The 24176-nt window shown below is 74.7% G+C and carries 22 protein-coding genes; 13 read left to right on the top strand and 9 right to left on the bottom strand.

The genetic code is table 11. The features are described 5' to 3' along the window. Nucleotides 1–152: 152 nt before the first annotated feature. The 3 genes from RMN57_RS05375 to RMN57_RS05365 form a co-directional block, all read right to left on the bottom strand. Nucleotides 153–1757, bottom strand: coding sequence for a VWA domain-containing protein (locus tag RMN57_RS05375; protein ID WP_313762212.1), 1605 nt, complete (start codon nucleotides 1755–1757; stop codon nucleotides 153–155). Next, entirely contained in the window at nucleotides 1754–2626 is an 873-nt protein-coding gene (locus tag RMN57_RS05370; protein ID WP_313767718.1) for a MoxR family ATPase, read from the bottom strand. The genes RMN57_RS05375 and RMN57_RS05370 overlap by 4 nt, the downstream gene beginning before the upstream one ends. Before the next feature lie 281 nt (nucleotides 2627–2907). Continuing rightward, nucleotides 2908–3579: a Tat pathway signal sequence domain protein gene (locus RMN57_RS05365; protein ID WP_313762211.1), complete on the bottom strand. Its 672-nt coding sequence runs from the start codon at nucleotides 3577–3579 to the stop codon at nucleotides 2908–2910. Between the two features lie 372 nt (nucleotides 3580–3951). On the opposite strand from RMN57_RS05365, the gene RMN57_RS05360 reads away from it, so the two are divergent. From RMN57_RS05360 to RMN57_RS05350, 3 genes are all read left to right on the top strand, one after another. After that, nucleotides 3952–4779 carry a TetR/AcrR family transcriptional regulator gene (locus RMN57_RS05360; protein ID WP_313762210.1) on the top strand — a complete coding sequence of 276 codons (828 nt, stop codon included), beginning with the start codon at nucleotides 3952–3954 and terminating at the stop codon, nucleotides 4777–4779. 135 nt (nucleotides 4780–4914) lie between these two features. Further along, entirely contained in the window at nucleotides 4915–5562 is a 648-nt protein-coding gene (locus RMN57_RS05355) for a DUF6230 family protein (RefSeq protein WP_313762209.1), read from the top strand. Between the two features lie 2 nt (nucleotides 5563–5564). Then, nucleotides 5565–6128, top strand: coding sequence for a DUF6114 domain-containing protein (locus tag RMN57_RS05350; protein ID WP_380236615.1), 564 nt, complete (start codon nucleotides 5565–5567; stop codon nucleotides 6126–6128). Between the two features lie 108 nt (nucleotides 6129–6236). Here the strand turns inward: RMN57_RS05350 and RMN57_RS05345 are convergent, their stop codons facing one another. Beyond that, the gene (locus RMN57_RS05345) at nucleotides 6237–7355 is read right to left on the bottom strand and encodes an NAD(P)-dependent alcohol dehydrogenase (protein ID WP_313762208.1); all 1119 of its coding nucleotides are present in this window, start codon (nucleotides 7353–7355) and stop codon (nucleotides 6237–6239) included. A gap of 145 nt (nucleotides 7356–7500) precedes the next feature. Here RMN57_RS05345 and RMN57_RS05340 point away from each other — a divergent pair, with 145 nt between their 5' ends. Together RMN57_RS05340 and RMN57_RS05335 are read left to right on the top strand one after the other, a co-directional pair. After that, a complete protein-coding gene (locus tag RMN57_RS05340) occupies nucleotides 7501–8421 on the top strand; it encodes a helix-turn-helix transcriptional regulator (RefSeq protein WP_313762207.1) in 921 nt (306 codons plus the stop codon). A gap of 187 nt (nucleotides 8422–8608) precedes the next feature. Then, nucleotides 8609–10006, top strand: coding sequence for a globin domain-containing protein (locus tag RMN57_RS05335; protein ID WP_313762206.1), 1398 nt, complete (start codon nucleotides 8609–8611; stop codon nucleotides 10004–10006). A gap of 100 nt (nucleotides 10007–10106) precedes the next feature. Here RMN57_RS05335 and RMN57_RS05330 read toward each other — a convergent pair whose 3' ends face one another. Next, the gene (locus RMN57_RS05330; protein ID WP_313762205.1) at nucleotides 10107–11528 is read right to left on the bottom strand and encodes a selenium-binding protein SBP56-related protein; all 1422 of its coding nucleotides are present in this window, start codon (nucleotides 11526–11528) and stop codon (nucleotides 10107–10109) included. A gap of 257 nt (nucleotides 11529–11785) precedes the next feature. On the opposite strand from RMN57_RS05330, the gene RMN57_RS05325 reads away from it, so the two are divergent. The 3 genes from RMN57_RS05325 to RMN57_RS05315 all read left to right on the top strand — a co-directional run bounded on the left by RMN57_RS05325 (nucleotide 11786) and on the right by RMN57_RS05315 (nucleotide 14716). Further along, on the top strand, nucleotides 11786–12844 hold the full coding sequence (locus tag RMN57_RS05325) for an alpha/beta hydrolase (RefSeq protein ID WP_313762204.1): 1059 nt from the start codon (nucleotides 11786–11788) through the stop codon (nucleotides 12842–12844). A gap of 56 nt (nucleotides 12845–12900) precedes the next feature. Then, nucleotides 12901–13695, top strand: coding sequence for a fused MFS/spermidine synthase (locus RMN57_RS05320; protein ID WP_313767717.1), 795 nt, complete (start codon nucleotides 12901–12903; stop codon nucleotides 13693–13695). Between the two features lie 196 nt (nucleotides 13696–13891). Then, nucleotides 13892–14716 carry a class I SAM-dependent methyltransferase gene (locus tag RMN57_RS05315; RefSeq protein WP_313762203.1) on the top strand — a complete coding sequence of 275 codons (825 nt, stop codon included), beginning with the start codon at nucleotides 13892–13894 and terminating at the stop codon, nucleotides 14714–14716. 96 nt (nucleotides 14717–14812) lie between these two features. On the opposite strand, the gene RMN57_RS05310 is transcribed toward RMN57_RS05315, so the two are convergent. The 3 genes from RMN57_RS05310 to RMN57_RS05300 all read right to left on the bottom strand — a co-directional run bounded on the left by RMN57_RS05310 (nucleotide 14813) and on the right by RMN57_RS05300 (nucleotide 18582). Continuing rightward, the gene (locus RMN57_RS05310) at nucleotides 14813–15448 is read right to left on the bottom strand and encodes a hypothetical protein (RefSeq protein ID WP_313767716.1); all 636 of its coding nucleotides are present in this window, start codon (nucleotides 15446–15448) and stop codon (nucleotides 14813–14815) included. A 122-nt stretch (nucleotides 15449–15570) separates the two neighbouring features. After that, a complete protein-coding gene (locus RMN57_RS05305) occupies nucleotides 15571–17145 on the bottom strand; it encodes an IS1182 family transposase (protein WP_313767715.1) in 1575 nt (524 codons plus the stop codon). A 156-nt stretch (nucleotides 17146–17301) separates the two neighbouring features. Next, the gene (locus RMN57_RS05300; protein ID WP_313762202.1) at nucleotides 17302–18582 is read right to left on the bottom strand and encodes an MFS transporter; all 1281 of its coding nucleotides are present in this window, start codon (nucleotides 18580–18582) and stop codon (nucleotides 17302–17304) included. A 145-nt stretch (nucleotides 18583–18727) separates the two neighbouring features. Here RMN57_RS05300 and RMN57_RS05295 point away from each other — a divergent pair, with 145 nt between their 5' ends. The 5 genes from RMN57_RS05295 to RMN57_RS05275 all read left to right on the top strand — a co-directional run bounded on the left by RMN57_RS05295 (nucleotide 18728) and on the right by RMN57_RS05275 (nucleotide 22919). Then, complete coding sequence (locus RMN57_RS05295) at nucleotides 18728–19234, top strand: MarR family transcriptional regulator (protein WP_313762201.1); 507 nt, start codon at nucleotides 18728–18730, stop codon at nucleotides 19232–19234. A gap of 252 nt (nucleotides 19235–19486) precedes the next feature. Then, nucleotides 19487–20170 carry a DedA family protein gene (locus RMN57_RS05290; RefSeq protein WP_313762200.1) on the top strand — a complete coding sequence of 228 codons (684 nt, stop codon included), beginning with the start codon at nucleotides 19487–19489 and terminating at the stop codon, nucleotides 20168–20170. Nucleotides 20171–20308: 138 nt separating this feature from the next. After that, nucleotides 20309–20977 carry an O-methyltransferase gene (locus RMN57_RS05285; RefSeq protein ID WP_313762199.1) on the top strand — a complete coding sequence of 223 codons (669 nt, stop codon included), beginning with the start codon at nucleotides 20309–20311 and terminating at the stop codon, nucleotides 20975–20977. A 166-nt stretch (nucleotides 20978–21143) separates the two neighbouring features. Next, entirely contained in the window at nucleotides 21144–22043 is a 900-nt protein-coding gene (locus tag RMN57_RS05280; RefSeq protein ID WP_313762198.1) for a Gfo/Idh/MocA family oxidoreductase, read from the top strand. 231 nt (nucleotides 22044–22274) lie between these two features. Then, the gene (locus tag RMN57_RS05275) at nucleotides 22275–22919 is read left to right on the top strand and encodes a hypothetical protein (RefSeq protein WP_313762197.1); all 645 of its coding nucleotides are present in this window, start codon (nucleotides 22275–22277) and stop codon (nucleotides 22917–22919) included. Nucleotides 22920–23022: 103 nt separating this feature from the next. Here RMN57_RS05275 and RMN57_RS05270 read toward each other — a convergent pair whose 3' ends face one another. After that, nucleotides 23023–24120: a hypothetical protein gene (locus tag RMN57_RS05270; protein ID WP_313762196.1), complete on the bottom strand. Its 1098-nt coding sequence runs from the start codon at nucleotides 24118–24120 to the stop codon at nucleotides 23023–23025. Nucleotides 24121–24176 lie beyond the last annotated feature (56 nt).

The raw sequence follows: 24176 nt of genomic DNA, 5'->3' as shown, positions 1-24176 counted from the left end.
AACGGACCCGGGCGGCACGGCGCGCAACGCCACCGCCCGGGTCCCTGCGGGCCGTGCTCGCCGGCACCGTGCCACCACCGGCCGGCCCGCGCGATCGAATCTGCCGAACGTGGTTTCACTGCTACCCTTCTGACGCCTGATCAGATGTGACGTCAGAGCGGTAGCAGCCGGGCGATCAGCTCGCCGAGGCGGCGGGCGTTGCGGCAGGAGTGCATCTCCACCACCTCCGCGTAGACGGGCGCCGCCGAGTCCCCGGTGCCCCAGAGGGCGGGCTGCTCCGGGTTGAGCCAGTACACCCGCCGCGCCCGGGCGGCGATCCGGCGCAGCGCGTCCGGCCGCGGGTCGCGCTGGTTGTTCCGCGCGTCCCCGAGGATCAGCACGCTGGTGCGCGGCCCGACCGCGTCCAGGTGGTGCTCGGCGAACTCGGCCAGCGCCGAGCCGTAGTCGCTGTTGCCGTGGTAGCCCATCACCTTGGCCTCGGTGAGGATCCGCCGGGCCAGCGCGGCCGGGTCGGTGCCGCCCGCGGTCAGCAGGCCGGTCACCTCGGCGGTGCGGTTGACGAAGGCGAAGACCCGGACCTTGCTGAACTGGTCCCGCATCGCCTGGACCAGCAGCATGGTGAAGTCGGCGAACCCGGCCACCGAGCCGGAGACGTCGCAGAGCAGCACGATCTCCGGCCGGGCGGGCCGCCGGACCCGGTAGGCCGGGCGCAGCGGCACCCCACCGGTGGAGAGCGAGCGCCGCAGCGTCCGGCGCAGGTCGATCTTCCCGCGGGCCGCCCGGCGCCGCTGCGCGGCCAGCCGGGTGGCCAGCTTCCGGGCCAACGGGTGGACGGTGCGCCGGAGTTCGGCGAGCTGGTCGCGGCCGGCGGTCAGGAAGTCGATCCGGTCGGCGGTGGGTGCGACCGCCCGCTCGGCGATCCGCTCCGGGCCGCGCAGTTCGGCCACCCGGCGGCGGGCCTCGGTGCCGACCATGTCCCGGAAGCCCTGGATCCGGCGGCGGATCTCGTCGGCGAGGACGCGGTCGGCCACGTCGGTCGCGTCGGCCACCGCGCTCGGGACGTCCGCGGCCGGCCCGGCGCGCAGCGCCGCCAGTACGCGGGCCAGCAGGGTCTCGGGCGCGAGCCGGCCGAGCGTCTGGTAGGCGGACCAGCCGTCCGAGGCCGGCGTGGCACCGCCGCCGTAGCGGCCCAACGCGGCCACGGCCTCCCCCGCCAGCCGGGCCTGCGCGGCCCGGTCGTCGGCGGCCAGCGCGGCGACGAGGCGCTCGCGGAGCAGCTCGCGCAGCCCCTCGGGGCCGGCCTCGCCGAGGGGGCCGCCCGGGGCGGCGGGGTCCGACTGCTCCGGGTCGGTCGCGCCGGCGGCCCGGGCGGCCTCCGGTACGCCGACGCCGAGCGGGAAGAAGAGGTCGAAGGTGGCGTCGTAGGCGCCGCGCTGGCCCTCGGAGCGCAGCAGCGCGGCGGCCAGGCCGGCCCGCAGCTGCTCCCGGTCGGCCAGGCCGAGGACGTCGACCACGGCGGCCGCGTCCACCGTCTCGGCCGGTCCGATCCGCAGGCCGTGGCCGCGCAGCGCCCGGACCAGCCCGGTCAGCCGGGCGGCGGTGTCGGTGCCGTCGGTGCTGTCGACCGCGGCCGTGCTGTCGGCGGTGTCGGCGCTGCCGGCGGTGTCGGCGGGGGCGGTGGGGGCCTTGTGGCGGGCGGGGGCCGCCTGGGCGGGTGCGCCGGTGCCGCCGGGGCGGCGCGGGGCTGGGGTGGTCATGCCACGGTCAGCTTCTGGGCGGCCTTCACCACGTCGTCCTGGTGCTTGAGGATCACGCCGAGGGTGTCGCGGACCACCGCCTCGTCCAGGGTGTCCGCGCCCAGCGCGAGCAGGGTGCGCGCCCAGTCGATGGTCTCCGCCACCGACGGCGCCTTGCGCAGTTCCATCGCCCGCAGTGCCCCGACCACCCGGACCAGCGACTCGGCCAGCACCGCGTCCAGGCCGGGGACCTTCAGCCGGACGATGCGGCGCTCCAACTCGGCGTCCGGGTAGTCGAGGTGGAGGAAGAGGCAGCGGCGCCGGAGCGCCTCGGAGAGCTCGCGGGTGGCGTTGGAGGTGAGCAGGACGAAGGGCCGCCGAGTCGCCGTGATGGTGCCCAGCTCCGGGACGGTGATCTGGAAGTCGCTGAGCACCTCCAGCAGCAGCGCCTCCACCTCGACGTCGGCCTTGTCCATCTCGTCGATCAGCAGCACGGTCGGCTCGTCGCCGCGGATGGCGGTCAGCAGCGGCCGGGTGAGCAGGAACTCCTCGCCGAAGATGTCGGTGCGGGCGCTGTCCCAGCCCTCGTCCCGTCCGGCGGTGATGCGCAGCAGCTGCTTGGCGTGGTTCCACTCGTAGAGCGCGCGGGCCTCGTCGATGCCCTCGTAGCACTGCAGGCGCACCAGCCGGGCCCGGCCGATCTCGGCCAGGGCCTTCGCCAGCTCGGTCTTGCCGACCCCGGCCGGGCCCTCGACCAGCAGCGGCTTGCCCAGCCGGTCGGCGAGGAAGACGGTGGTGGCCACCGCGGTGGAGGCCAGGTAGCCGGTCTCGGCCAGCTTTGCGGCGGCGTCCGCCGCCGACTCGAAGAACCCCGTGCCCTCGCCGCGCATGCGTTCCACTCCCGTCGGTGTGCCCTGAGCCCGTGGCCGGGCACCCGGGCCCACGCACCCCGGGCCCCGCGCCGGGTGACCTGTGACCCGCACCTTACCGGCCGGTCACTTCGCTGTCCCGGGTCGTCCGGGTCGTCCGGCCGGACACACCGAGCGGCGTGCGGCGACCGGGGTCGCCGCACGCCACCTGCCGCCTGTCGTCCGCTGCCCGCCGTCCGGACCGCCGCCCCGCCGCGCTTCCGCGGCGGGGCGGCGGTCGGCCGTTCGGGCCTCGGCCGAACTCAGTTGATGTACACGTGCGGGCTGCCGGCGACCGAGCTGTCGACGACCGGCCCGTACGTCGCGGAGAAGTAGCCCGCCGCGAAGCAGAGGCTCGGGCCGGCGACCTTGGTGAAGGCCTGGGAGGCGAAGCCGATGGTCTGGCCGGTGTTGGAGGTTGTGCCGGAGATGCTGCCGGGCGCGCGGTAGACGCAGGTGATGGTGCCGAGGATGGTCTTCAGCACCACCGTGGTCTGCAGCGGACCGGCGGCCGTCGGGGCGAGCGTGACCGGGTTGCCGGCGGCGTCGCTGACCGAGTTGGTGTACGGCAGGTTGTTGACCGTGATGCTCTGCACCGAGGTGACGCCGACGACGTTGATGGTGCAGGAGCCGAAGGTCTGGGTGTTCAGCTGCTCGGTCGCCACGCCCGGCGCGGCCGGGTTGCCGGTGACGGTGGCGGAGAAGGAGGAGGTGGCGCACTTGATGCCGCTCGTCCCGGTCGCGCTGGAGTAGAAGGTGGCGTAGGAGCCGGGGACCAGGTCGGCGGTCAGGACGTCCCCGACGGCGATGTCGGGCCCGCCGACGGCGGTGTGGGTCAGCACGGCCGAGCCGGCGGCCTGGGCCGGGGTGATCGCGGCGCTGGTCAGGGCGACGGCGGCCAGGGCCGCGGCGCCGAGGGTACGGCGGATGCGCATGAGGGTGCCTCTCTCCGTGCGGAGTCGGTGGGGGAGCCCGCGGGCCGCGCGGCGGTGCACGCGGCGGTGTGGTGCGCGGGACGGTGCTGCGGGATGGTGCCGAGCCGTGGTGCGGCGCGCGACGGCGCATGTGGGGGAAGGCGCGTCCGCTGCTGCGGCGGACCCGGCGCCACGGGCCCGCCCGTACGGCGAGTTGGTGCAGGGATTGCGAGGGTGCACGTCGACGGCTGCCACCGCCGGGCATGCGTTCGCCATACTGAACAGTCGGAACGCGTGAAGGCCTCCGGCGGCTCGCCGCCGCCCGATTGGAAACCTGCGAGTGTTGTAAACCCGTCCTTGCGCCAATGTCAAGACAGAGCACGGGAGTTGGCGATGAACTCGGATGCCTTCCCAGCCGCCGAGGCGCTATTGCTGCCGGGCGCGCGCACCGGCCGCGACCCGGCCCGCTCGATCAAGCGCGGCCCGAGCCGGCTGCCGCCCGACGTGGTCGCCGCCACCCAGCGGGAGCGGCTGCTCGACGGGCTGGTCCACACCGTGGCCCAACAGGGCTACCAGCACGCCACGGTGAGCGACATCTGCCGCGCGGCCGGCGTGACCAGGCCGGTCTTCTACGAGCTGTTCAGCGGGAAGGAGGACGCCTTCCTGGCCGCCCACCGGCACGGTACGGGGGTGGTGATCCGGCGGATGGCGGCCGCGTTCGCCGCGGCGCCGGACTGGTGCACCGGCATCCGGGAGTCGCTGCGCGCGCTGCTCAACCTGCTCGCGGGCGTCCCGGCGTTCGCCACCATGGCGGTGATCGAGATCGAGGCGGTCGGCCCGGCCGGGCGCCGTGAGATCGCCCAACTCCTCACCCGCTTCCGGGCGTTCTTCGCCGAGGTGCCCGAACCGCCGGGCGGGGTGGGGGTGGAGGCGTTGGTGGACGCGGTTGTCGGCGGCGTCTACCGCACCCTGCACCGTGCGATCGACGCCGGCCGGACGGATCAACTACCGGATCTGCTCCCGGCGTTGAGCCTGTTCTGCCTGGCGCCCTTTCTCGGGCCGGACGAGGCCCACCGGCGGCTCGTGGCAGTGCCCACCGTGCCTGCGGCGCCGGCGACTTCGGCGAGCTCGGCCGCTCCGCCGCAGGTCACGGCGGCCGGTCCGGATGCGGACGGTGATCCTTCGTGCACCCGTATTGACCCGCCGGATACCGGGCAGTAGCTTCCCAGTGACCCACTGCGGTCCGACCGGCCCGCCCCGCTGCCGAGAGGCGGGCCACCGGTCGGGCCGCAGAACGCTGTCCGCGCCAGGGCAACGTGCCAGTGCCTGCACTTCCCACCACCCGAGGGAGCACACATGGCCACGTCCGAGGACGCCGCCCCCACGCCCGAGAGCACCGACGCACCCGTCGCGAGAAGAGGCCGGGTCCGGCTGAAGCGCACCGCGCTGATGGCCGTCCCCGCCGTCGCCGCCGCGGCGGTCCTGATGACCCTCACCGCTCAGGGCGTGCTCGCCGCCCAGTTCGCCATCTCCGGCATGCCGTTCACCGTCACCGCCGACAATCTGGAGGGCGTCGGCTTCGAGCAGTTCGGCAGCCTGGACCACATGATCGAGGACAGCCCGAACCAGGGCGACACCGGCGGGCAGGTCCTGGTCGCCGTCTCCGCGATCAAGCAGGCCTCGCTCACCAAGCTGTGCCAGAGCGTCGACCTCGGCGGCATCAACCTGCTGATCAAGGCGGGCGACGCGGGGACCCCCGTCACCGCCACCGACCTCACCACCGACTCGGACCTGCTCTCCGGCGACGCGTCGTTCACCAACCTGGAGATCGGCGGCGACGCCAGCACGTTCACCAAGGCCGGCGTGAAGGGCCTGCCGGGCGTGTTCGGGCAGCAGGCCGACACCGTCAACATCCGCAACCTGCGCCAGCACAACTACGCCACCACCGCGGGGGCGTTCAAGCTGCCCAACCTGCGGCTGAGCTTCAGCTCGGAGGGCTGCTGACGGTGGCCGACCCCGTACCCGACGCCGCCGGCCCGGCCGGGCGAGCCACCACCGCGGACGGTGTCACGGCGGAGAGCACTGCCGCGGAGGCCGCCGAGGCCGCGACCGCGGAGGTCTCCGCGGCCGCCGAGCCCGCGCCGACCGGGGAGCCCGAGGCTGCGCCGGCGGCCCGGACCCGCCCCGGCTGGCGCGGCTGGCGGGGCCGGCGCCCGTTCTGGGGCGGCCTGCTGGTGCTGCTCGGCGGCGTGGAGATCCTCTTCACCCTGCGGGCCCCGCTGCCCGTCGTCCTGCACATCGGGATGCAGGGGCTGGCCGGCTACCTGGTCCCGGTCGTGATGATGGTCTGCGGTGTGCTGATCCTGGTCAACCCCACCCAGCGGCTCTTCTACTCGGTCCTCGCCGTGCTCAGCTCGCTGGCCAGCTGGATCACCTCCAACCTGGGCGGCTTCCTGGTCGGCATGATCGTCGGAGTTCTGGGCGCCTGCCTCACCTTCGGCTGGCTCCCCGACCAGCCCGCACGCCGCCGCCGATTCCGCCGCAAGACCCCCGGACCGGCCCAAGCCTGACCCCGGTCCGGCCCCACCCACGACGCCCCGCCCCCGGTGATAGGAGAGCACCGGAGGCGGGGCGTCGTGGCCACCCGGGCGCCGGGGTGACTCCGTTGCCGGGGAGGGTCAGATGGTGGCGGTGTCGATGACGAAGCGGTAGCGGACGTCGCTGGCGAGGACGCGGGCGTAGGCGTCGTTGATCTGGTCGGCGCGGATGAGTTCGATCTCGGCGCCGATTCCGTGGGCCGCGCAGAAGTCCAGCATCTCCTGGGTCTCCGGCAGGCCGCCGATCATCGAGCCGGAGACGGACTTGCGGCCGATGAGCAGGGTGTGGGCGTTGATGATGACCGGCTTCTCCGGCGCGCCCACCTGGACCAGGGTGCCGTCGGTCTTCAGCAGGCCGAGGTAGGCGCTCAGGTCGAGGTCGGCGGAGACGGTGTTGACGATCAGATCGAAGGTGCCGGCCAGCTCGGTGAAGGTGGCCGGGTCGGAGGTGGCGCGGTAGTGGTCCGCACCGAGCTTCAGGCCGTCCTCGCGCTTGCGCAGGGACTGGCTGAGCACGGTGACCTCGGCGCCCATGGCGTGCGCGATCTTCACGCCCATGTGCCCGAGCCCGCCGAGGCCGACGACGGCGACCTTCTTGCCCGGCCCGGCGCCCCAGTGGTTGAGCGGCGAGTAGAGGGTGATGCCGGCGCACAGCAGCGGCGCGGCGGCGTCCAGCGGCAGGGCGTCGGGGATGCGCAGCGCGTACCCCTCGTCCACGACCAGCTGGGTGGAGTAGCCGCCGTAGGTGGGCTCGCCGTCGTAGCCGACGCCGTTGTAGGTGTACACCGCGCCCGGGTTGCCGGTGCAGTACTGCTGCAGGCCGGCCCGGCAGTTGTCGCACTCGCGGCAGGAGTCGACGAAGCAGCCGACCCCGACCCGGTCGCCGACGGTCCAGCGGGTCACGCCGGGGCCGACCTCGGCGACCACGCCGGCGATCTCGTGGCCCGGGACCATCGGGAAGATGCCGTCGCCCCAGTCCTCGCCGACCTGGTGGATGTCGGAGTGGCAGATGCCGGCGAAGCGGATGTCGATCAGGATGTCGTGCTCGCCCAGTGCCCGACGCGGGACGGTGGTCCGCTCCAGCGGGGCCTTCGGGGCCGGCGCGGCGTACGCGGCGACGGTGCGCGGCCGGGCCCCGGCCGCCGGGTCGGCGGTGGTCGCGGCGCTGGTGGTGTTCGCGGTGTCGATCGTGTTCGTCATGTGTCTCAGCCTGCGCCGATGTGACGGGGGCAACCAGGTCAACGGTTGTCGTACGACGGCCCCGCGTACGACCGCGGAACCTACGCCCGGCCGACGTACGACCGGCCAACGTACGACTGGCAGACTCACCCTCATACTGGGCCGCATGGACCCGCGCACCGAACTCAGCGAATTCCTCCGCTCCCGCCGGGCCCGGCTGCGGCCGGAGGACGTCGGCCTACCGGACTACGGCACCCGCCGGCGGGTGCCCGGGCTGCGTCGCGAGGAGCTGGCGCAGCTGGCGGGTGTGAGCACCGCGTACTACATCCGGCTCGAACAGGGCCACGGCGAGAACGTCTCCACCGCCGTGCTGGACTCGATCGCGCGAGCCCTGCGGCTCACCTCCGCCGAGCGCGAGCACCTGCAGCGGCTCACCAAGCCGCCCCGCCGCCGCAGCGGGCGCGCGGCGGCGGCCCGCCCCCAGCAGGTGCGGCCCGCCCTGCAGCAGCTGCTCGACGCGATGGAGGGCGTCCCCGCGTACGTGCTCGGACGGCGGCTGGACATCGTCGCCTGGAACCGGCTCGGCAACGCGCTGACCGGCGACTTCTCCGCGATGCCGCCGGAGCAGCGGAACATGGCCTGGCACGTCTTCCTCGACCCGGCGGCGCGCGAGCTGTACGACGACTGGGAGGGCAAGGCCACGGACGTGGTCGGCATCCTGCGGCTGGAGGCCGGACGGGACCTCGACGATCCCCGGCTGGCCTCGTTGATCGGCGAACTCTCCCTGAAGAGCGACGACTTCCGCCGGCTCTGGGCCGCGCACGACATCCGGGACAAGGGCCACGGCACCAAGGTCCTGCACCACCCCGTGGTCGGCCGGCTGACCCTGCGCTACGAGACGCTGCGTCCGGCCGGCGATCCGGACCAGGTGTTGGTCACCTACCACGCCGAGCCCGGCTCGCCCTCGGCCGAGTCGCTCCGGCTGCTCGCCAGTTGGGCCGCGACCGGGCCGGCCGAGGGTGTGGGATCCGCCACTCCGACCGCCGCCACCGAGGGCCGGGAGTCCCCGGCGGAGCAGCCCCGTTAGTCCGGTGGTCCCGGACCGGTCGGGACCACCGGCCCTGTCCGGGACCGGCCGCCCGGACGTTCACTGGAACTGCGCACCGTCCGGGCCCCGCCCTGCCCGAAACCGGCCCGGAACGCCGACCGGGCCGGTTCGGAAGGTGAACTGGGCGTGTCCGCAACGCATCTGACGGGTGATTAGGCTGCCGGTCATGGAGATCAGCAGCAGCGCCGCGTCCACCGAGTACGACCGGTTGATCGCGCGCCACCACGCCATGCGCCTTCGCCGGCAGATCCTCGCGCCGGCCCCCGCGTTCCAGGCGCCCGCCGTCCGGGGGGCCGCCGTCCGGGGGTCCGCCGTCCCGGGGGCGGCGAGCGGGCCGGGCGGCGTGCCGTCCGACGGTGGCGCGTCCCGCGGCGGCGCGCTCTACGACGGTGCGTCCTGCGACGGTGCGGCCGACCAGCGGCTGATCCTGAGCACCCTCGGCCTGGTCACCCCGTTCGCGGACCTGATCGACCACCTCTACCGGTTCATGTTCCTGCGCCGGCCTTACCTGCGCTCGCTCTTCCCGGCCTCGATGGAGTTCCAACAGGCCCACCTGGAGCGGATGTTCACCTATCTCGTCGAGCACCTCGACCGGCCCGCCGAACTCGCCGACACGCTCGGGCGGCTCGGTCGCGACCACCGCAAGCTCGGCGTCCGGCCGGTCCACTACGAAGCCTTCGAGGAGGCGCTCTGCGCGGCGATCCGGCACCGGGCCGGCTCGCAGTGGAACGAGGAGCTGGAGGCGGCGTGGGTGCGGATGCTGCGCTTCTCCGTCGGGGCGATGGTCGCCGGCGCCGAGTCCGCGCTCACCGAACCGCCGTACTGGCACGCCGTGGTGGTCGGCCACGACCGCCGCCGCCCGGACGTCGCCGTGCTGCGCGTGCGCACCGGCGAGCCCTACCCCTACCGGGCCGGCCAGTACGGGACCGTCGAGCACCCGCTGCTGCCGCACACCTGGCGGCAGTACTCGATGGGCTGCGCGCCTCGCGCGGACAACGAGGTGGAGTTCCACGTCCGCCGCACCGGGCCGGGCGGGGTGAGCGAGGCGCTGGTCGAGCGGACCGCGGTCGGGGACCGGCTGCGGCTCGGCCCGCCGCGCGGCTCCCTGATGCCCGCGGACGACACCCGGGACCTGCTCCTGGTCGCCGGCGGCACCGGACTGGCGCCGATGAAGGCGATCGTCGAGGAGCTGGCCGAGCACCGTCCGCGCGGGCGGCGGGTCCACCTCTTCGTCGGCGCCCGGGACCGGGCCGACCTCTACGACTGGCCGGCGCTGTCCGAACTCGGCGGGCGCAAGCCCTGGTTGGAGCTGATCCCGGTCGCCGACGACGACCCGGCGGGCGGTGCGGCGGGCGGTGCGGCGGGCGGTGCGGCGGGCGGTTCCGCGGGCGGTGCGGCGGGCGGCCGGCGGCTGGCCGAGGCGGTCGGGCGCAGGGGCGACTGGAGCGACCACCTGGCCTGCGTCAGCGGTCCGGCCGGGATGGTGGACGAGGTCCGCACCCGCCTGGTGGCCGCCGGCCTGCCGCCCGCCCGGGTCCACCACGACCCGGTGCTCGGCCGCTGAGCCGGGGCGGCGGGCGGCGGCCCCTCCCGGCCGCGCCGCCCGCCGCTCGGGGCCGCCCGCGGCCCAAAGCCGCCCGCCCCCGCCCCCGCCCCGGCGCCACCTACCGGTAGCAGTACGAGTCCGACGACGCGTCCCCGCCCGCCAGGTGGGTCTGGTGCACCCGCAGCCCCCGGAACTCGTCGCCGTGCGGGAAGAAGCGCCGGTCGACGCTCAGCCCGCCGGCCCGGGGGTCGGCGTCGAGCTTGACGATCCACGGCTCGATGCCGTCCGGGTAGAACTGGTCGTCCCAGGCCCCGTACAGCGAGTTGGTGACGTACAGTCGCCGCCCGTCCCGGCTGAGCTCCACCATCTGCGGGGCGCCGCTCAGCGGCCGGTCCGGCTCCGCCGGGTGCGGCGTCCGCGCGGTCACCCCGCCGAGCCGCACCGAGGCCGCCAGCCGCGGGCGGAACGGGTCCGAGACGTCGTACTGGAACAGCTCCCCGGTGCCCCAGGCCGACACGTACAGCCAGCGGTCGTCCACCGAGAGGTTGATGTCCGTGACCAGCGGCGGCACCGCGCCGAACGGCTGCAGCGCGGGCGGCAGGTCCTCGGCCTTCGCCGGCTCGGCGGGGATCTCGATCACCTTGCGCGCGGTGAAGGCCGGGCCCTCCCGGTACCAGAGCCAGACGGAGGAGGAGAGGTCCTCGACGTTCGCGACCACGCCGACGAAGCCCCACTCGGCCTGCGGGTCGTGCGCCGGCCGCAGCTCCAGCACCATCTGGTACTGGTCCCCGAGGTCGATCCGCTGCAGGTGCCGGCCCGAGTCCAGCTCCCAGAAGTGCAGCGCGTGCCCGTACTTGCGGCCCAGCAGCAGTTCCGGCACCACCCCGTCCTCCACCATCCACGGCGTGCCCCACTCGCTGGTCACCCCCACGTTGCTGCCCAGGTGCCACCAGACGTCGTAGGCCAGGTGCTGCGGTCCGCGCTCGGTCTCCCAGGCGCGCAGCACGTCGAACGTGGTGTGGTCGAGCAGGGCGACCCCGCCCGGGCCGTCGGCCCCCGTCCCGCCGCCGAGGCAGGAGAGGAAGACGCCGTCCGGCCCGCAGTGCAGCGTGTGCGGGCGCGAGTACCCCGCGCGGGCCGCCAGCTCCTCGGCGGGCACGGTCTTCACCAGCCTCGGCCGCACCGGGTCCGGCCGGGTGTCGAGGACGTGCAGCTTCGAGGAGCGCAGCCCGGGCAGCAGCAGGTAGCGCCGCTCGGGGTCGCGGTGGCACGCGTGCGCCAGCGCGCTGGAGCAGGCGTTCCAGCCGAAGTGGTGCAGTTCGTCGCCCGGCTCGGGCATGTCGGTGAAGTTGAGCACCCGTCCGTAGGTCGGCGACCCCGGATCGGTGTCGACGGTGATCAGCGCGTCCGGCCGGCGCGCCGTCCGGTCGAACCCCGCGACGTACGCCAACCGCTCCGGCGGAGCGGCGATCGCCTCGGCGGGCGTGCGGTACAGGGACGGGTCGCCGTGCCCGGCCCGAGGCGCGTCTCCGTGCGGCATGCTGACTCCTCAACTCGCGTCACCGACAAGGGGAGTGACTCTGGTCCGGGCAGCGTTCCACAGAACCGCGGGCGCACAGCAGGCGCACCGGGAGCGGGGGAGCGGGCGGGGCGACCCCGCGGGCGACCGGACGGCCGGTACCGCGCACCCGGCTACCGGCCGGTATCGTCGGTCCAGCAGGAGCGCCGCTCCCGGACCGCCCGGTCCGGCGCCGGCGCGTCGGGGCAGTCTGAGCAGAGAGCCGGGTGCGGGCAGGCATGGAATTCCGAGAAGACGTCCTGGGCGCTCCCTACGAGGCCGCCGAGCTGCCGCTCGCCGCCGACGCGGAGGGCGCGGTCAGCGCCACCCTGGTGCGCCGCCTGGTGAAGGGCTCGGACCGCGCCGTGCTCTACGTGCACGGCTACAACGACTACTTCTTCCAGACCCACCTCGCCGACCACTACGTCGAGCTCGGCTACTCCTTCTACGCCCTCGACCTGCGCAAGTACGGCCGGTCGCTGCGCCCGCACCACTCGCCGAACTTCGTCCGCGACCTCTCCGAGTACGACGAGGAGCTGGACGCCGCCGTCCGGATCATCCGCGAGGAGGACGGCCACCGCCGGCTGCTGCTCAACGGCCACTCCACCGGCGGCCTGGTCGGCGCCCTGTGGGCCGGTCGCCGGGCCGGCCGCGGGCTGGTCGACGCGCTCTTCCTCAACAGCCCGTTCCTCGCGCTGCCGACCGCCGCCGCCGTGCGCACCGTCGGCGGGCCCGCGGTCTCGGCGGTCGCCCGGCTCTCCCCGACCCGTGTGCTGCCCTCCACGCTCAACCCCCACTACACCCACAGCCTGCACCGCGACCACCGCGGCGAGTGGGACTTCGACCTGCGGCTCAAGCCCGCCGAGGGCTTCCCGCTGTTCGCGGGCTGGCTGGCGGCGATCAACCGGGGCCAGCGCGAGGTCCGGGCCGGGCTCGGCATCGACGTGCCGGTCCTGCTCATGGCGTCCACCGCCTCGATCGCCACCACCAAGTGGCACGCGGCGCTCCACCACGCCGACGGGGTGCTGCGCGCCGACGACATCGCCGCCCTGGGCCCGCGCCTGGGCCGGCACGTCACCGTCATCCGGATCAAGGGCGGCATGCACGACCTCGTCCTCTCCGGCGAGGCGGCCCGCACCCAGACCTTCACCGAGCTGGACCGCTGGCTCGACACCTACCTGCCGGCCCCCGACGCACCGGCCGCCGACGCACCGGCCGCCGACGCACCGGCCGCCGACGCACCGGCCGCCGACGCACCGGCCGGCGGCGCACCGGCCGCCGACCGGACCTCCGCGTGAGCGGTGCGGAGCGGCTGCCGGTCGCGCGCAGGACCGACCTCGGGCAGGCCCGGCTGATGCCCGACATCGACCGCGACGGCGGCTGGCTGCTCACCCTGGACGACACCCCGCAGTCCTACGTCGACCTCGACGACCCCACCCACCTGGAGTTCGAGTACACCCGGCGGCTCGGCCACCTGGTCGACGCGATCGCCCCGGCGGGGCAGCCGCTCGACGCCCTCCACCTCGGCGGCGGTGCCCTCACCCTGCCCCGCTACCTCGCCGCCACCCGCCCCGGCTCCCGGCAGCGGGTGGTCGAGGTGGACGGCCCGCTGCTCGCCCTGGTCGAGGAGCAGCTGCCCTGGCAGGGACCGGGCGTCGACGTCACCGCGGTGGTCGGCGACGCGCGGGCGGCCCTGGCCGACATCCCGGCCGGCACGCTGGACCTCGTGGTCGCCGACGTCTTCCACGGCTCGCGCACCCCCGCGCACCTCACCTCGGTGGAGTTCCTGCGGGTGGCGGCCGCCGCGCTGCGCCCCGGCGGCTGCTACGCCGCCAACCTCGCCGACGGTCCGCCGCTCGCCTTCGCCCGCGCGCAGGCGGCGACGGTGCGCGCCGTCTTCCCCGAGGTCTGCCTGGTCGCGGAGGCCCCGGTGCTGCGCGGCCGCCGCTACGGCAACATCCTGCTGGTCGGCTCCACCGCCCCGCTGCCGGTGGCGGACCTCTCCCGCCGCGTGGCCGCCGACATCTTCCCGGCGCGCCTGACGGACGGCGCCGACCTGGCGGCGTTCACCGGCCGGACGGCTGCGGTGACGGACGCCGGGGCGACCGACTCACCCCCGCCGCCGGACGGCGCGTTCAGCGTCGGCTGAGCCGCCCGCGGCCGGCGGCCGTCCGTCGCCGCCACCGCGATCGCCACCCGGACAGGCACCGCGGCCGGCACCGCGACAGACACCACGACCGGCACCGGCGCGCCGCTGCGGCGCGCGCCCGGTTCGCGCCCCCGCAGGTGTCAGAATCGGCGGGTCCACGCCGGGAGCAGGTCCGAGACGTCCGAGGGAGCGCGTGATGAGCAGCGGAGAGCGGCCCGAGCTGGGGGAGGTGCCGGAGACGGCGCTGTGGACCCTGTGGTACCGGGCCGTCGAGGCCCGCCGGCCGGACGCGGTGCTGCACGACCCGAAGGCCGTCGAGCTCGTCGACCGGATCGACTTCCCGTTCGCGGACCGCTTCGGCACCAGCGGCACCCAGGCCCAGCTGCAGGCACTGCGGGCGTCCTGCTTCGACCGCGAGGTGGCGGACTTCCTGGACCGCGAGCCGCGCGGCACCGTCGTCTCCCTGGGGGAGGGGCTGGAGACCCAGTACTGGCGGGTCGACAACGGCCGGGCCCGCTGGCTCGGCGTCGACCTGCCGGAGGCGGTCGCCCTGCGCGAGCGGCTGCTGCCGCCCGGCCCGCGCCGGCGCCACCTGGCCGCCGACGCCACCGACCTCTCCTGGGCCGACGAGGTGGACCACAGCCGCGCCGTCCTGATCTCCGCCCAGGGCCTGCTCATGTACCTCCCGCCGATGCAGGTGCGGGCCCTGATCGCGGGGTGCGCCGAACGCCTCCCGGGGGCGACCTTCCTGCTGGACGCCGTCCCCCGCTGGTTCAGCCACCTGACCCTCACCGGCAGGATGCGCAGCCACGCCTACCAGCCCCCGCCCATGCCCTGGGCGATGGACGCGGACGAGCGCGGCAAGCTCCGCACCGCGGGCCCGGCGGTGGCCGCGGTCCGCGACGTCCGGCCGACCGGTGGACGCGGTCTGGTCGGCGCGCTGCTGCCGCTCGCGCTCGCCGTCCCGCCGTTCGCCACCCGCCGCCCCTCCGTCGTCGCGCTGGAGTTCTCCGCGCGGTGACGCCGGTCGGGCTCCGACCGGGCCGGGTCGGTCGGCCTGAAGCGGGGCGCGTCGGGCGCGGCCGGGTGCTCGGGTGTCGGCGGGTGCCGGCCGGTGTCAGCGCACCGCCACCGTGGTCGTGACGCGGACCAGGCAGGGTGTCCGGGGCGTGGACCCGAAGCCGAACCGCACGGGCGTCACCGGCGCGAGCGGTCCGAGCTCCCGGCCCCCGAAGACGGCGGTGGCGGTGGTGAGCGGGTGGAGGTCGCGGACGCCGTACCACTCCCGCCGGCCCCGTCCGGCGGTGCCGCGGGTGCGCACACCCAGCAGGAGGCGGGCGAGCGGGTCGGTCACGGCGGTCCACGCCGGACGGGCGGCGATCGGCGCGGGGACGGCCCGGAGCAGGTGGCCGAGGGTGTCCCGTCGCCCGACGGTGAAGCGCAGGTCGAGCGGTCCCGCTGCGATCCGCCAGTCCACCGGCCCCGTCTCGACGTGGACGGGGGCGATCAGCACGCGGTCGAAGGTGTACGTCCCGGCGACGAACTCGGCCGTCCGCTCGGTGGGGGCGATCAGGAGCCGGTCCCCGTCCGCGTGCTCGACCATGACGTCGGTGAAGGGTCCGAACGGCGAGCCCGGCCAGTGACCCACCACCAGGCGGGTGCCGGAGGCCGTCCCGACCCCGGCGATCCAGCCGTCGAACCGCAGCCGCGCCGGCCGCCGGGAGCCTCGCGCGGGCTCGGGCGCGGTGAGCATCCGGCCACGTCCAGCGGGTAGCGGGTCCATCACTCCTCCTCCGCGAGCCTCCATCAGCCTAGAAGCCTGATGAAGATCTTGCTGTTGGAGGGGTTGTCCTGTCTGGGACAGCCCCTCCAGCGCTATGTGGTTGCGGGGGCGATGGTCCAGGTGTGGCCGGTGCGGGTGAGTCCGAGGTTGATGAGGCGGCGGAGGTTGAGGGCGGCGGCGCGGTTGTGGAGCCAGGTGTTGTTCTTCAGGACGCCTCGGTAGGGGACGCGGCGGTTGCCCCGGGCGGTGAGCCATGCGATGGCGCGTTCCACCGGTGGCCGCCAGCGGCGGTATTCGGCCTGCCAGGTGGGGTCGGAGGCTTGGTCGCGGGCGGCTTTCAAACGGTCGTAGTGGGCGTGGACCTGGAGGGCGCGGCCGGTCTTGGAACGGGTGCACCGCTCGCGCAGGGGGCAGTGGGTGCAGAGCTTCTTGAACTGGGCGGTGCGGGCGCCGGCCGCGTCAGGGCGGCCGAGGGCCTTGGTGTGGCCGGCCGGGCAGGTGACGGTGGCGGCCCGGGTGTCGACGTGGAAGTCGTCACTGGTGAAGCCGCCGGGGACGGCGGGCCGCTGCGGCGGTGGCTTGACGACCGGGGTGTGGCCGTCGGTTTCGAGGGCTTCGCGCAGGTCGCCGGTGCCGTAGGCGGTGTCGCCGAGGATGGTCAGCGTCTCGCTCTCGTCGGCGAGCAGGTCCTGGGCGACGGCGGCCTCGTGGTTCTGCGCTCCGGTGCCGGCGGTGAGCTCGACTTCGGTGAGCAGGCCGGTCTCGGGCTCGAACGCGGCGTGGGCGCGGAAGCCCTCCTGGTGGCGGGTGCGGGTCTTGTGGATGTGCCGGGCCTCGGGGTCGACGGTGGACACGATGCGGTCGTGAGCGGTGCCACGGGCGATCCGCCAACGGCCGTCGCGACCGTCGGAGCCGTCGGCGACCTCCACGTCCTGACCGGCGACCAGGGCCAGCAGCCCGACCGCGTTGGCGGCCTTCTCGTCCAGCTGGCGTTCGGGCAGGCGGCCGAGCAGGTTGAGGGCATCGGTGACCAGGGCGTCGACCAGGTCGGCGCGGGCCCGCTCGTCGTTCCAGGCGATGCGGGGCTTGCCCGGGTCGGTGTAATCGTGGGCGGTGCACCAGGTGGCGGCGGTCCGCCCGGCGTCGGGGACGTCCCGGATCACCCGGCGGATCGCGGCGATCAGCTGGGTGACGGTGTCCTGGGTGGCCACCGCGTCGTCCAGCACGGTGGAGTCCAGCGCCCGCCGCTGCCTGCCCTTGAGGACGCCGGTCGCCGCCACTACCTGCCTGACCCTGGTGAACAACCGGTTCGGATCCGGCGAGCGCTGCAGCCGGCGGCGGAAGTAGGCCAGCAGCGACGGGTCGAACGCGGTGTCGTACAGGCCGAGCCCGCACGCGGCCTTCCACCGCAGGTCACACCGCAGCTGTTGGACCGTCTCGAAGTCCGACAACCCGTGCAGGCTCTGCAGGACCACGGTCGCCGCCAGGACCTGCGGCGGCATGCTCGGCCGTCCGTTCCGAGACGGGTACATGTCCGCGAACATCGAACCCGGGAACAGCGCCTCCCGGTGCTCGGCCAGGAACGCGAAGACACTCCCCGCCGGGATCAACTCCCGGCAGGTCTCCCACACATCCGGCCCGACCAGCTCCCCGGCCCATTCCCCCATCGCCACAGAGACGAGTCTGGCCCCACCACACGGACGGTGGGGCCAGAACCCAACATCTTCATCAGACTTCTAGGTCCTGTCAGGGCCTGGGACCGGCGCCCGACGACGGACCGGTCCCGGAGGCCCCCCGGGTGCGGTCCGCGCTGGGCCGGCCGGTCAGCCGCCCAGCGTGATGAGGGCGGCGATCGCCGGGCCGAAGGCGCCGCCCAGCTGGTAGCAGAGGTTGAAGAGACCGATCGCCGTGGGCCGCTGGGCGGCCGGCGTGGCCTGGGTGGCGGACACCGCGAGCGTCGCCTGGCCCGCACTCGTCGCGAGGACGGCCAGGGTCGCGACCGGCAGGAGCAGCGGAGCCCAGGGGGTCAGCGCGGCGGTGAGCGGGGCCAGTGCGCCGACCGTGAGCACGATCGTCAGGACCCGTCGGCGGCCCATCCGGGCCGAGGCGGCGGCCAGCGCCATGGCGAGCGCCGAACCGACGAGGAGGGCGACCAGCTGGCCGGTGCCGATGGTGGAGGTGGACCAGTCGGTCCGCCGGTGCAACAGCTGCGGGACGGTGAAGAGCAGCGTGAAGTACGAGGTCGAGACGGTGCAGGCGAGCAGGGCGGACAGGACGAACGTCCGGGTGCGCAGCAGCGACAGCGGGACGAAGCCCGTGGGGTTGGACCGGACGTGGAGGACCAGCAGCGCTGCCGCTGCCAGTGCGGCGGCGACCGCCGGGAGCGGGTAGCGCGGGACGAGCACCAGGGCGGTGGCCAGCAGGACGAGCAGCGCGGCGCCCCGGCCGTCGAAGCGGGTGGTCTGCGGGGGTGCGGAGAGGTCGGCGCGGCGCATGACCGCCGGCACCGCGATCAGGGCCACGGCCCCCACCGCGAGGGACAGCCGCCAGGAGGCCGCCCCGGCGACGGCCGAACCGAGCAGCGGTCCGACCGCGCCCAGCGTCCCGAAGCCCGCCGTGATCACGCCCATCCGGCGGACCGAGCCCGCCAGGCTCATCGCCGCGGTGATCAGGCCGGCGGCACCCACGGCCTGGGCCGCCCGCCCGGTCATCGCGAGCGGCAGCCAGGGCGCCGCGGCGACGACCGCGGTGCCGGCCACGATCAGGGCGGTGCCGAGCCGGAGCGTGCTGCCCAGGCCGCGGCGTCGCAGCAGGCTCGCCATCAGCGGTGTGCCGACGGCCATGGCCCAGGCGAAGACGGTGACGAGCCAGGTCGCGGTGGCCGTTCGGACGCCGAGCGAGCCGGCCATCTCGGGAAGGATCAGGACCGGGCTGTTGGCGCTGGCGGCGACCGGGGTGGCCAGCAGGGCCAGCCACGCGACCGGCACCGGGCGGCGTGGAGCGGGCCCCGCGCCGGCCGGCTGTGGTGGGGCGGTGCGGGTGTCGCCGTGGGTGTCGTTATGGGTGTCGTTCTGGCTGTGGGCGCGCAGCGTCAACGCGGACATCGGATGCCCCCCTCGTTCAGGACCGTCAATCTCAACACTGAGATAACACCAGCTGGCTCTCTTAGAGTCAAGTATCTCGAAACTAAGAGAATCGATACTGATAGAGTTCTCCTTGAGAGAGTCGGGATCGAGAGGAGTGACGGCGATGAGCGACGCCGTGGACGCGATCATCGGGCAGTGGGCCAAGGAGCGCCCCGACGCCGTGGAGGGTCTCTGGCCGGTCGAGCTCTTCGGGCGCGTCCAGCGCCTCGCGCTGGTGGTCGAGCGGTCGGTCAAGGCCACCGCGGCCGCGCACGGCCTGGACGTCGGCGAGTTCGACCTCCTCGCCACGCTGCAGCGCTCCGGGCCGCCCTACGCCCTCACGGCCGGGACGTTCCTCAAGGCGTCCATGGTCTCCTCCGGCACCATCACCAACCGCGTCGACAAGATGGAGGCCAAGGGCCTGGTCGAACGCGTGCGGGACGGGGAGGACCGGCGCACCGTCAAGATCCGGCTCACCGAGCGCGGGCACGAGGTCACCCGGGCCGCCTTCGCCGATCATCTGGCGAACTACGCGAAGCTGCTCGACGACGTCGACCGCGACCTGGTCGAGGAGTCCGGCGCGACCCTGCGTCGCGTCCTGGAGGCCCTCGGCGACACCAGCATCACCTGACGGCCGACCGGCACCGTCGCGCGCGCCGGCCCGACCGTCCGTCGCCGACCGGTTCCGGGCGGTCCGCGGAACCACCCGCAGGCGTCGTACGTCGTAATCGGGGGTGATCGGCCGGGGGGACAGGCCGCCTCGGCACGTTAGGCTGCACTTTCGGGGAGCGGCCTGTGCCGCCATGATCGACGTCGAGACCGCCGGCCACGCACCGCACGCGTACCGCCGCCGCGGCTCGTCCTGCCACGGAGGTAGCTGGCCTTGCACATCGACGCCTGGATCGAGAGCGTGCCGCCGAATGCGGTGTACGCCCTGGTCGCGCTGATCATCGGGCTGGAGTCCCTGGGCATCCCGCTGCCCGGCGAGATCGCGCTGGTGTCGGCGGCCCTGCTGTCCGCCAAGGGCGTGGTGAGCCCGGTCTGGGTCGCGGGCTGCGCGATCGCGGGCGCGATCATCGGTGACTCGATCGGCTACTCGATCGGTCGCAAGGGCGGCAAGCAGCTGTTCGAGAAGCTCGGACGGAAGTTCCCCAAGCACTTCGGGCCGGACCACCTGGCCAGCGCCGAGCGCTCGTTCCAGAAGTGGGGCATGTGGGCCGTCTTCTTCGGCCGCTTCATCGCCCTGCTGCGCATCTTCGCCGGCCCGCTCGCCGGTGCGCTGAAGATGCCGTACTGGAAGTTCCTGATCGCCAACGTGCTCGGCGGCGTGGTCTGGGCCGGCGGGACCACGCTGCTGGTGTACCAGGTGGGCAAGGTGGCCGAGCAGTGGCTGTCGCGCTTCTCCTGGGTGGGCCTGCTGCTCGCCGTGCTGATCGGCACGCTCTCGGCCTGGATCATGAAGCGCAAGGCCGCCAAGTCCGCGAAGCAGCGCGAGGCCGAGAACGCGGCCGCCGCGACCTCCTCCGCCGCCGCCGAGCCGACGGCCGCCGCACCCGCCGTGGACTGACCCTCCGCAGCGGACGGATGCGGCAGCGCCGCAGCGCCGCACATCGTCGGGCTTGTCGCTCCAGCGGAGCGGCCACACCGCCGGGGTAGCATCGGGCTACCCCGGCGGTGGCATGTAAAGCAGCAGGTGGAGGGCCCGATGACGCAGCAGACGTGGGACGCGGTGGACGCGTACTTCACCGATCGGCTGATCGGCCACGATCCGGAGCTGGAGGCCGCGGCGGCCGCTGCCGACCGGGCCGGGCTGCCGCACATCGCCGTGGCGCCCAACCAGGGCAAGCTGCTCCACCTGCTGGCCCTCACCCAGGGCGCCCGCCGGATCCTGGAGGTCGGCACGCTCGGCGGCTACAGCGCGATCTGGCTGGCCCGGGCGCTGCCCGCCGACGGCCGGCTGATCACGCTGGAGATCGACCCCCGCCACGCGGAGGTCGCCCGGGGCAACCTGGCCCGGGCCGGGCTGGACGGGGTCGCCGAGGTCCGGATCGGCCCGGCCGCGGACACGCTGGCCCGGCTGGTGGCGGACGGCGTCGAGCCGTTCGACCTGGTCTTCATCGACGCGGACAAGCAGAGCAACCCGGAGTACTTCGCCCGGGCGCTGGAGCTGACCCGCCCCGGTTCGCTGATCGTCGTGGACAACGTGGTCCGCGCCGGCGCCGTGGCCGACGCCGCGAGCACCGACCCGGCGGTCACCGCCACCCGGCGCCTGCACGACCTGATCGCCGCCGAGCCGAGGGTCTCCGCGACCTCGGTGCAGACGGTGGGCACCAAGGGCTACGACGGCTTCACCCTGGCCCGCGTGCGGAGCTGATCCGGACCGCGGAGCTGAGCCGTGGAGCTGAGCCGCGCCGCGGAGCTCGCGGAGCCGAACAGCACGGCAAGGCCGCGCAGGAAGGCCGCACCGCGTTCCGGAACCGGCCGGAGCGCCGCGAACGGGACCGGCGGACCGGCACACGAACGAGAGAGCGAAGGACACCATGCGGATCGGACTGCTGGGCACCGGCCCCTGGGCGGAGCGGGTGCACGCGCCCGTCCTCGCGGAGCACCCCGCCTACGAGTTCGCGGGCGTCTGGGGCCGCCGGCCCGAGGCGGCCGCCGCGCTCGGCGCGGCGCACGGCGTGCCCGGCCACGCCGACCTCGACCGGCTGCTCGCCGAGGTGGACGCCGTCTCCATCGCCCTCCCGCCGACCGTCCAGGCGGACCTCGCGGTGCGCGCCGCCGAGGCCGGCTGCCACCTGCTGCTGGACAAGCCGGTCGCGCTGACCGTCCCGGACGCCCGCCGCGTGGTCCGGGCGACCGGCGCCGGCGGTCTCGCCTCGGTGGTCTTCTTCACGGTCCGCTTCGGCGGCGAGCAGATCCCGTGGATCGAGAAGCAGGCCGCGGTCGGCGGCTGGTTCACCGGCCGCTCCGACTGGCTCGGCTCGGTCTTCGCCCCCGACAGCACCAGCCCGTACGCCGCCTCGGCCTGGCGCCGGGAGAAGGGCGCGCTCTGGGACGTCGGCCCGCACGCGCTCTCCGTCCTGCTGCCGGTGCTCGGCGACGCGGCGCAGGTCACCGCCGTGGCCGGCCCGCTCGACACCGTCCACCTGGTCCTGCGGCACACCGGCGGCGCGTCCAGCACCCTCGCGCTCAGCCTGACCGCCCCGCTGGCCGGCGGCGGCACCGGCCTGGAACTGCGCGGCGAGGCCGGCGTCGTCCACCTCCCCGAGCGCGGCGAGGGCCCGGTCGCCGCCCTCCACCGCGCCCTCGACGCCCTGGCCGACTCCGTCCGCACCGGCGTCCCGCACGCCTGCGACGCCGTCTTCGGTCTCCGCGTGGTCGAGATCCTGGCCGCCGCCGAGCACTCCCTCACCACGGGCACCGCGGTCACCCTCTGACGCCGCCCGCCGGCCCCGCCGGCCCCGGTGCCGGGTCCGGCGCGAGCGGAGAGTCCGGGTGCGGCGGCGCCCGGACGGTCGGGCGGACGCGCGCATGATCTCGTCCGGCACGCCGGGCGCGGGCCGGCGTCGCGCAGCCGCGCCGGTGGGGGTGCGCGAAGCCCCGGCGCGCGCCGCCCGCAGGCTCTAAGCTGGCGCGGCCAAGCACCCCACGACATCGGGAGCCGGACGATGGCCGTACCTCGCGACGCCCTGCTGGACCTGCGCCGGGCCGCCTCGGCGGGACTGCTCGACCTCGACGCGTCCGGCCCCGCCTCGCGCGATGCGGTGCGGGCGCGGGAAACCCTCCTGGAGCCGCACTTCGGTGCCGTCGACTGGTCGGTTCCGCCGAGCTACGGGGCGCTGCTGGCGGAGCACAACCGGCTGTGCTGCCGCCGGGAGGAGGACGATCTTGAGCGGGAGTTCGTTCTCGTGGACGAAGAGGAGCTCGTCGACCTGAACGCCGAGCTGGTGCACCTGCCCGAGGGGGTCGGCCGCGAGCCGGGGCGGTACCTGTCGACCAACCACCTGGTCGGGTTCGCCGAAGCCGGCTACGAGGCGGTGTGGTGCTTCGACGTCGCGCAGCCCGGCGAGGACGGCGAGTACCCGGTCTACTACCACCATCAGGACGAGCCGCGGGCACGCTACCTCGCGGACGGCGCGTGGGAGGAGCAGGCCGACGCCGTGCCAGACTTCCCGTCGTTCGCGGCCTGGTTCGAGGCGATGGCCGCGGCCTTCACCGCCGCGCGGCCCCCGGCCTGGTTCGACGAGATGGGTACCCCGGCCCTGGTCGGGCTCGCCCGCGACGGCGTCTTCCGGGCCGGCGGCCGGCCCTGACCGAAGCCCTGACCGAAGCCCTGACCGGCCGCGGCGACGCAAGCGCCGGGCTGCCGGCTCCGGGCCCCGGCCCCGCCGCGGGCCGGGCCCGGCCGACGCCGGGTCAGGCCGGGCCCGGGGGGCCGGGGCGACGGTCCGCGGGGCGGGCCGGGGGGATCGGAGGGGCGTGGAAGTCGCGCGGCCCGGTCCAGAGGGCGGGGACGGCGTCGCTGCGGCGGGCCAGCTCGTAGGCCAGAGCCTCGTAGTTCACGCGCCAGCCGTGGAAGTGCGGCCAGGCGTCGGCGGTGGCGCGCTCGCGGGGGAAGCCGGCCGCGGTGATCATGGCGACGGCGGCGTCGAACTCGGTGTAGCTGAGCCGGATCGGGGTGTCGGGCGACGGGTCCGGGTCGAAGTCGACGCGCAGCGAGCGGGCGATGTCGCGCAGCGCGGTGAACCCGGCGCGCAGCACCAGGCGGGCCTCGGGCGGCGCCGAGCGCGGGTTGACGGCCAGGTGGATGGCGGCGGCGTCCATCACGGAGACCAGGCCGACCACCCAGCTGCGGTTCGGCTGCGGGGAGCGGAAGGAGAGCAGCACGGGGTAGTTGGAGTGGCTCTCACCGATGTCCGCGGCAAGCCGCTCCCAGTCGCGGTAGAGCTGGGGCAGCGCCGTCTCGGTGTCGACCAGCGACTGGCGGGCCAGCAGCTCCGGGCCCCAGGCGGGCTCGCCGGCGCGGGACTGGAGGAGCGTCACCTCGACCTCGCGGCGGTTGTAGGCGCCGTACAGGGTGGGCAGGTAGGAGATCTGCAGCGCGATCACCAGCGGGCCGCTGGCCGCCGCCATGAAGTCGATGACGGAGAGGTGGAGGCGGTCGCCGCTGGCGAAGCCGAGGGTGAAGAGGCTGGATCCGGCCTCGCGGAAGGAGACCGCCCAGTCCAGCTGCGAGGTGCCGTGCAGCAGCAGGGTGTAGGCGATCAGCATGCTGCCCAGCCAGACCCCGAGCATGCCGAGCAGGACCAGCGGGGCGAGCCAGGTCTGTACCCGGTCCTGCGTGTGGTAGCCGCCGAACGGCTGTGTGAGCAGGCGCAGCAGCGCCCGCAGGGTGCGCCAGAGTCGGTGCACCAGGGCGGAGTAGAGCCCGCGCGGGACCACGAGGGTCCGCAGGATGCTGGCGACGGTCAGGACCAGGAGCAGCACACCGGCCAGGGTGTGGATCAACCTCATGGAGGACATTCTGGCGGTCCGGCGGCATTGACAGGGCACGGCCCACCGCTGAATGC

Source organism: Kitasatospora sp. CM 4170 (assembly GCF_032110285.1).
GTDB classification, from domain to species: Bacteria; Actinomycetota; Actinomycetes; order Streptomycetales; family Streptomycetaceae; genus Kitasatospora; species Kitasatospora aburaviensis.
The sequence above is the reverse complement of the archived record's forward strand: the minus strand, read 5'-3'. Positions and strand labels throughout refer to the sequence as shown.